Annotated in this window: 1 protein-coding gene; it reads left to right on the plus strand. The window is 74.2% G+C overall.

What is annotated here, in order from left to right; all coding sequences use genetic code 11:
* Positions 1-210: 210 nt before the first annotated feature.
* Complete coding sequence (locus tag ACYVE9_RS28185) at positions 211-930, plus strand: bifunctional DNA primase/polymerase (RefSeq protein WP_461030717.1); 720 nt, start codon at positions 211-213, stop codon at positions 928-930.
* The last annotated feature ends 97 nt before the right edge of the window (positions 931-1,027 follow it).

Consider the following 1,027-nt stretch of genomic DNA (forward strand, 5'->3'; position numbering starts at 1 on the left):
GGCCGCCCTCGCCGGGCCCGTACGCCCCGGTCGGGGCGCCCGCCCGGTGGCGGTCCCATGGACCGCGCCCGACCCCCCGGTTACCCATTCACGACCGAAGAGGAGCACTATGGGGGCAGTCATCCGTCATCCGCGGGTACGGGGCGGATGCGGCCTCCGGGTTCACAGCCTGGCGGCGGACCACGGCTTCGGTCTGGAGTGAGGCGGTAGATGGAACGCGAAGGCAGATTCCCCCAATGGCTGCGGCGTCGTTCACGGAACGCCGGCAACGGCGTGGCGGAGGCCGCACGCGTCCGGGAAGATCTGCTGCTCTCCGCCGCCGCGGCGGGGTTCCCACTGGCCGTGGCGGCGCACCCCGAAGGCTACGGCTGCTCCTGCGAACGCATCGGCTGCCCCACTCCCGGCCGGCACCCCGTCTCCTTCGCGTGGCAGACCCAGGCGACCACCGACCTGGAGCAGGTCCAGCGCTGGGCGCGCGACCGCCCGGACGCCAACTTCATCACCGCCACCGGCCTCGGCCACGACGTGCTGGACGTCCCGTACGAGGCGGGCCGGGAGGCACTGGACCGGCTGGAGTCCGAGGGCGTCGAGGTCGGCCCGGTCGCAGCCTCCGGGACCGACCGCATGCTGTTCTTCGCCGCGACCCGGGGCACCCCCGAGGACGAGGACGAGTGGTGGCCGTGCGAACTCGACTGCCATCCGGAGACGATGGACGAGCACCCCGGGCTGCGCTGGCACTGCCGGGGCAGCTACGTCCTGGTGCCGCCGTCCCGGGTGCCGGGTGACGGGGTGATGGACGTCAGCTGGGTGCGTGCTCCGGAGCGCCCGCTGCCCGACCCGCTGACGATGCTCGAAGCCCTGACCGACGCGTGCGCGGCGCACAACGTGGCGTCGGACGAGCCGGAGTCGGCCGCCTGGCCGGTTCGCTGACGCGCCTGTGCTGACGCGCCTGTGCTGACGCCGGTCCACTGACGCCGGTCCGCTCTGACCGACCAGCCGGCCGGGTGCCCGCGCCGAGGCCCGCCCG

It is taken from the genome of Streptomyces sparsus, from assembly GCF_054776295.1.

Excerpts from the sequence above, each read along its gene's own strand:
- ACYVE9_RS28185 (WP_461030717.1), top strand. The coding sequence starts at position 211 with ATGGAACGCGAAGGCAGATTCCCCCAATGGCTGCGGCGTCGTTCACGG.